The following is a 6,712-nucleotide window of genomic DNA, read 5'->3' as shown; positions in this document are numbered from 1 at the left end:
TCCCAATGTGCTACGGCACGGAGCTGACCAGTCACGCGATCCTGAAATGGGTGAAGGAGGCCCGCATCGAATGGCACTACATTGCCCCCGGAAAACCGACACAGAATGCGTTCGTGGAGTCGTTCAATGGCCGCCTGCGGGACGAATGTCTCAACGAGCACCTGTTCGACCGCCTCAGCGAGGCTCGCAGCATCATCGAGACATGGCGGATCGACTACAATACTGTCCGCCCACATACATCCCTCGGCGGTCTCGCTCCAGCGATGTTCGCCGACCAGGCGCGGCGAGCCCGGCCCGCTTCGCCTGAGCTACGCAAGAGCTCCGCTCAGCGGGCCTTGACCACCAACCCCCAACCAGAAAGAAAGGCGAACAGAGTCTCCAATTAAACGGCCCGGATCAGGGGGCTGGGTCATGATGTAAAGCGGCTTCAGGGGCATATAGAAAGACTGCTATGGGGAAGAGGTATGATCTGGATCGCGCATGAGCACGGCGGATGGATTTCGCCCTTTGCAGGTCCAGACAACAGTTTTGCAAACATTCGGTCGGAGTTGGAGAAACTGGCTTTTGAGTTCATGCCGGAGAACCTCGCGGACGAGGTTCGAGAAGCGATGAAGCTCCGTTGAACAAAGACTGCTTTGGTCAACACGTCTGAATATGGGAGCGCGCATTCTGAGTGGAATTGCAACCGCGAGGAATACATCGCCACACGTCAGATGGTGGTCGACTAGTTTTTTATAGCGTTGCAAGAACGAACTAGCAACATTATCCTCTGTTTCTATCCAGCATTGAAGCCGAAGGTGGGTGGCGTGCGGTCAGACAGCAAGCTAGATTCAGAGCTACCCGCTCCTAATCCGAAGCGGCAGGCCGCCCACACTATCAGCGCGTTCCGCTTTCAGCTCCTGGAAACGGCTATCGCTTGGATGAACCTTAGCGAAGCCGAAACGCTGCTGATTGAGATCTTCGAAGATTTTGATGTCAAATCCGAAAATGGTGGCGCCAAGCTCACGCAGGTCAAGCATAGCGCTAGCGATCGCGTGCTCACCCTCGCAAGCAAAGATGCACGAGATGCGCTTGAAAATTTCTGGACTGTGAGCCACGGAGGGCAGGCTCAGGACCTATCACTGGTAGTCCACACCAATATGTCCATCGGAACTGAGCACGCCGCACATTTGCCGGGTGAGATAGCAGGAATCGAATACTGGCAGGCGGTTAAGAATGGTGCCGCCGCCGCGCCTCTCAAAGATCTGCTCTTGGCGATTCTGCCAGCCGGTAACCTCAAATCCTGGCTCGTCAGCGTGCAGGATGACCACACATTGCGAGCACAATTTTTTAATCGCGTTGATTGGAAAACCAATCAACTAAGCGGCGTGCCGCAAAGAGCGCTTCTTGCTGAACTGATTACTGGCCGTCTTGCAGCTTTAGAACTTCCCGTGGGTTTGGCGCCGAATGCGGCGGGCTCAATCGTCGACTATATCTTCGCAGTTGCGAGCGAGAAGGATGCTTCACTTCGGCGATTGACGACCACAGACTTGCACACTTTTCTCCGCGAAGTGTGCCGTTCCGGTCAGCCGGGTCATGAGGTCGGGTGGGCGCGCGCCAGTTGGACAGTGGCAGTGGAGGAAATCGCCCTCCCCGCCTATGTTGCGTCCCGAGCGCCCCTAGTAGGCGAGCTGTCAGACGCACTGGCTGAAAACGGCGCACTGTGGCTCCATGGCGCCAGCGGCACTGGAAAGTCCACTTTGGCGCAACAAGTCGCCCGCGCCAGCGGCAAACACTGGCTGGTGGTGGAGCTTCGAGGCCTTTCAGAGGCGAGTGATGTTTTGCTTCGGTTGGACCGGGCATATACTGACATCACGCTTGGTGGCGACATACGCGGTGTCATACTGGACGATATGAGCGCTGACATCGTTGCCCGGTATGCGACCCGTTTAGGTCGCTTCATCAATTGGATGCGCAACAGAGCCGGCAGTGTCATCGTCACTTCAGCAAGGACCCTGAGCCCGGCAACATTTCAGTTGGCAACTCTCTCGTTGGCCTCCGAAAAAGACGCACCCTATCTCTCCGTGGAGGAAACGACGGAGCTGATTGCACAAACCAGTGCGCCTCCAGACCAAGTCGAAGCTTGGGGCCTCTTCATCAATGTCTCCACATCCGGCGGGCATCCTCAACTCACCGCCGCAAAAGTAGTTTCGCTTGAACATCGCGGCTGGCCGAAAGACGCACTCGTTGAAGATTTTTCCGGCGGTGTTAGCGAAGCGGTTGAACTCACTCGCTCCGAAGCGAGGCGTCGACTCCTAGAAGATGCGACCGACCATGGTCGGGCGCTATTAAAGCGACTGGGCTGCATAATGCTCAAGTTTGACAGAGCCTCCGCGATTGCAATTGCGGGACTTGATCCAGCAATCCAGGAGCCGTCGGCGAGCCTCGACATGCTCACAGGCCCTTGGATTGAAAGAGTGCCATCCGCCCCCGGCTATCTCCGTTTGTCGCCGCTGCTTCTTAAATTGCAGGAGGATTTAGGCGAAGAGACGATCCTGCGAATTCAGACCGAGTATCTTTTGTCGACGATAAAGCGGGGCCCCATCCCTTACGAAGCGTTGGATTCGGTATTCTGGACCGCCTTCGTCTCAAAACAAGGTTGGTTCTTCGCCAAACTCTTCGAAAACTCACTGTCCTTTGAGAAGGATAAAAGCAAAGCAATAGCCACTAAGCTCGGAGGTTTGGTCTATCTGCGAACGGATCAACCTCTACTCCCCGATGATCTGGGAACCTCCCATATCTTGCGGTTGCTGCAAGTCGATGTCGCCGCACTGAACGGTGAGAACACACTATTTCAGTCTATTGCCTTAGCGACCATGCGCGAAGCACTGGCAGTGGAGAATCTGGAACTCAGAAACGCGCTTAGCTTAATGGCACTATTCAGGATCTTGTTGGCACAGGGAACAAAATTGGATTGGGGCTTGCGTCTGTCATACATCGCCTATTTCGAGATGCTGGCGAACAATGATCCTGATCTCATCAACCGCAATGAAAGTCCTGCTATTAAAGCCATGCAAGCGGAGTTTGGAGAGGCCGCTGACATAGGCGGCTTCATGCTGCACGTTGGCGCATCCGCTATAGAAAACCCTAGCGAGTTAAAATCACTTTTAATGGCTTTGGGGGAACTGGAACCGGCCCTGCGTGACCGGCGACTTTTGCAACTGAAATCCTTCTTCAATGGATACGGCCTCCATGTTCAGTCGGCATGGGTGCGAGCGTGGTCGGCAGGCAAAATCGATGTCGACGGTGCGATTGCCCAATACAGAGACATGGCAATCATCGCGGCGCGGTGGCGTGACGACGATCTTGTTGCCGAGTGCATAGTCGCACAGTCTGTCCTGTGGGACGAGTTTAAGGACAACCGTGCTACCGCTATCGAAACCATCGATACCGCACTTGAAGCGCATCCCGCCCATCCGGATCTACTAAGACAAAAAGCGAAGGTGCTCGGTCATGACCGCCAGTATGACATGGCGCGCTTGATTCTGGAGAGCATACGAGAGCGAACTGATGCAAGCTCCGACATTGAGCGCATGTATACTTTGAAAGAGCAGGCCGTCGCCACAGCCAATCTCGGCGACCTAGGCGCTGCGCGGATTCTGTTCCTCGAAGCTGCATCAGCCGCAGAAGCAGTTCAGGAAGACATTGTCTCTGTGCACGCTCATGGCGTAGCCCTGCGAGCTGAAGCTGCTATGTGTTTCTGGCGAAACGGCGATGTCGAGCCGGCATTGCGGGAGCTCGCGCCACTAGTTGGCACTTTGGAGCAAATCGACCCGGACACCCATAGCGCAGCTAAAAACTTGCACCGAAAACTGCGCTGGCTTGTAGGTTGGCTTCACGAGAGAACCAACGGGCCAAGCGGTCTGGATCGCGAGCTCCACTTTGGCGCGCTTGCGGCGCTGGACGCAGAGTATCCGGATGAAGACAACGACCAAAGCAATCGTCTCGAGGACTTGAAGTTGCTTCTGACCATTGTCGGATTGCGCCAGGAAGTCCGAGATCTTTTTCCGGACATTGATTGGTCCAAGACGACCACTGGTTTTCATATTTTTCTAGCAGCCGCAGAATTCGACCTCGCCATTGAGACAGGATCTACGGAGGAAGTAGTCGATGCTTTGCTGCAGCTCGTTGCCGCGTTTGTCGCAGCTCTTGGGCAAGTGAATGAACCGCGGATATCGGCAGCTGACAAGGTCGACCGGATTGAAGCGAGCGATCTTGAATCGCCCGTCATTGTGGATGTTCTTGTTCACGCTTTTTCACTTGCCGCGTTCTTTGGTGCACATAGACGTGGTGACAAACGGGACTATTGTGAATCTCTTCTGAAGAAGACCGAAGAACGGCTGGAAGTTACGCCGCCAGAGCTCAGACGATTTGGCGAAATCCTTTCTGACGGCGCAGCTATTCGTTGGGACAATCACGCTGAACGCATATTCAGTTTCGCATTCGCTTCAATCTCAGAAGTGCTTCACCCCGCGGATATCCTCAATAGACAACTCTCCCTCCTCCGATGCGCAGCGTCGTGCGGTGGCGGCGCCCGAACGATAATTCATATCCACACAATTTTCGCGAACGAATGGGCATTTGTCATTGAGCATCAGCGGTTTTTACTGACGCAGCCAAGCCTCCACGTTCCAGTGATCGAGGCCGCGATTCGCTATACCCGAGAGGGCAAGGCTGGCGCGCTGCGCAATTTACTTCAAACTGGAGCGCGATCTCTCAATGCCCAAGTGCCCGATTCCTGGTTCGATCTAGCAGAAAGAATGGGGGGAACTGCGAAGGCTTAGTTTTCCGTTAGTGATAGTTCTTGCGCTCTGGATGCGGAGCGCTGCCTTCAACAGACAGGTTGGTGTGCGCCCGCTATCGCCAAATCAGTTTTAGGTATCGCAAAGTCGTTTGAGTGGTGGGCGCGACAGGCAATAGTCAACCAGACTCCCTAACCCTACCAACTCAAACAGTTGCTTGTCTGACTACACTCAAGACACCTGCAAATGGCACCGGAACCATACTGAGATGGCGGCACCATCGAAGAAGGGTTCTATGCCACTCGTTACTTAAGTTTGGTGCCGCCTAGGCTCCGCCAGAAACAGCCCCCCTTCCCGGCGACGCCTTCGCTCAGCATCCGGTGGTACAGTTCGCTCATCGCTGCCGAATTTGGTAAGCTACAACTGGAGTACAGGAATCACCAGAAACTGGCCCCACTGGGTGCCGTTTCAAGGGGTGCTACCAATGCAGTCTCATACAACAATGCGCAGCACACCGCATGCACATTATCCGCTTACAAACATTTATAACGCCCTGTTTTAAAGGCATTTATTTAGACTCTCCATCATCGGGGCAACGGAAAAGCGATAGTCGAGGTCTGCCTGCATGCGGCAGACTTCTGCTATCTCCGGGCCTTGCGCGTCAATGCCCGGCCTTCAGATAGGCTGACTTGATCTTCTTCGCCAGCGACCATTTGTGCACTTCGGTGGGGCCATCATAGATGCGGAAGGCGCGCACTTCCCGGAAGAGCTGTTCCACGATGGTATCGCGCGAGACGCCCAGCCCGCCCATCACCTGCACGCAGCGGTCGGCCACCCGGAACAGTGCCTCGGAGACGGCCACCTTCGCCATCGAGCTTTCGACATTGCCATTCTCGCCCGCGTCCAGCGCGTCGGCGCACCAGTCGATCATCAGCTCGGCCTGTTTCAACTCGATCTGGTTTTCCGCCAGCATGAAACCGACACCCTCATGATCGATCAGCAGCTTGCCGAAAGCCTTCCGTGTGCAGGCATACTCTGTCGCAGTTTCCTGAGCCCGCGTTGCCACGCCGTGCCAGCGCATGCAGTGGGACAGCCGCGCCGGCGCGAGGCGGATCTGTGCATAGCGGAAGCCTTCGCCTGGATTGCCCAGCATATCCGCCTGCGGAACACGCAGGTTCTCGATCATTAGCTGCGCATGGCCGCCGGGCATGGAGCTGTCGATGGTGTCGAGCAGCCGCTCGATGCGGATCGCAGGGCTCGGCAGGTCGACGAGGAACATGCACGCGCCTTCTTCTGCCTTCGCCATGACGATGCCGACCGAGGCGCCGTCTGCCCCGGTGATGAAGGTCTTGCGGCCATTGATCACCCAGTGATCGCCGTCTTTCACAGCGGTGGTCTTCATCATTGAGGGGTCAGACCCTGCGCCGTCTTCAGCGGCCGGTTCGGTCATGAAGAAGGCCGAGCGCGCCTCGCCGGAAACGAGCGGTTCCAGGAAACGCGCGCGCTGCGCTTCGGTGGCGACCTTGCCCAACAGGAACATGTTGCCTTCATCGGGAGCGCCGGTGTTGCATGCCACCGGGCCGAGCGGGGAAAGCCCCGTCTTCTTCAGAACATGCGCCGTGCCGCGCTGGGAGAGATGGCTATGGTCGGGCAGGATATGCGGCGTCATCACGCCCGCTTCCCGCGCCTTGTCGCGCAGCTCCTTCACCAGTTCCGGCGAAGGGCCATGTTCTTCCAGGCGCGGATCGCGCTCATATGTGGCCACCACTTCGCGCACGAATTTCTCGACGCGTTCGCCAATCTCTATGGCGAGGGCCTGATCGGGGTAAGACATGGTGCCGCTCCTTCTGCCGGTGAATTCTGCGCAGACCTATGGCATCCCCACGCGCCCCTTGCACCCCGGCGGAGTGCCGCTTGCCGCAACGTCACGC

4 protein-coding genes are annotated in these 6,712 nt (G+C 56.4%); 3 read left to right on the top strand and 1 reads right to left on the bottom strand.

What is annotated here, in order from left to right; genetic code table 11:
* The 3 genes from HPO_RS14320 to HPO_RS14315 form a co-directional block, all read left to right on the top strand.
* Positions 1-386: integrase core domain-containing protein (locus tag HPO_RS14320; protein WP_241767928.1), on the top strand; the 386-nt coding region annotated here is incomplete at its 5' end.
* Between the two features lie 78 nt (positions 387-464).
* Positions 465-623, top strand: a complete 159-nt coding sequence (locus HPO_RS20565; protein ID WP_157532856.1) for a hypothetical protein — start codon at positions 465-467, stop codon at positions 621-623.
* Positions 624-806: 183 nt separating this feature from the next.
* Positions 807-4,823, top strand: a complete 4,017-nt coding sequence (locus HPO_RS14315) for a P-loop NTPase family protein (protein ID WP_157532853.1) — start codon at positions 807-809, stop codon at positions 4,821-4,823.
* 619 nt (positions 4,824-5,442) lie between these two features.
* Here HPO_RS14315 and HPO_RS14310 read toward each other — a convergent pair.
* On the bottom strand, positions 5,443-6,615 hold the full coding sequence (locus tag HPO_RS14310) for an acyl-CoA dehydrogenase family protein (protein WP_035600169.1): 1,173 nt from the start codon (positions 6,613-6,615) through the stop codon (positions 5,443-5,445).
* Between the last annotated feature and the right edge of the window lie 97 nt (positions 6,616-6,712).

Origin of the sequence: Hyphomonas polymorpha PS728, assembly GCF_000685315.1 — a bacterium.
Lineage (GTDB): Bacteria > Pseudomonadota > Alphaproteobacteria > Caulobacterales > Hyphomonadaceae > Hyphomonas > Hyphomonas polymorpha.
This window is presented reverse-complemented; position numbering and strand designations above follow the sequence as displayed.

Coding starts and splice junctions, on each gene's coding strand:
- HPO_RS20565 (WP_157532856.1), top strand. CDS start 465: ATGATCTGGATCGCGCATGAGCACGGCGGATGGATTTCGCCCTTTGCA.
- HPO_RS14310 (WP_035600169.1), bottom strand. CDS start 6,615: ATGTCTTACCCCGATCAGGCCCTCGCCATAGAGATTGGCGAACGCGTC.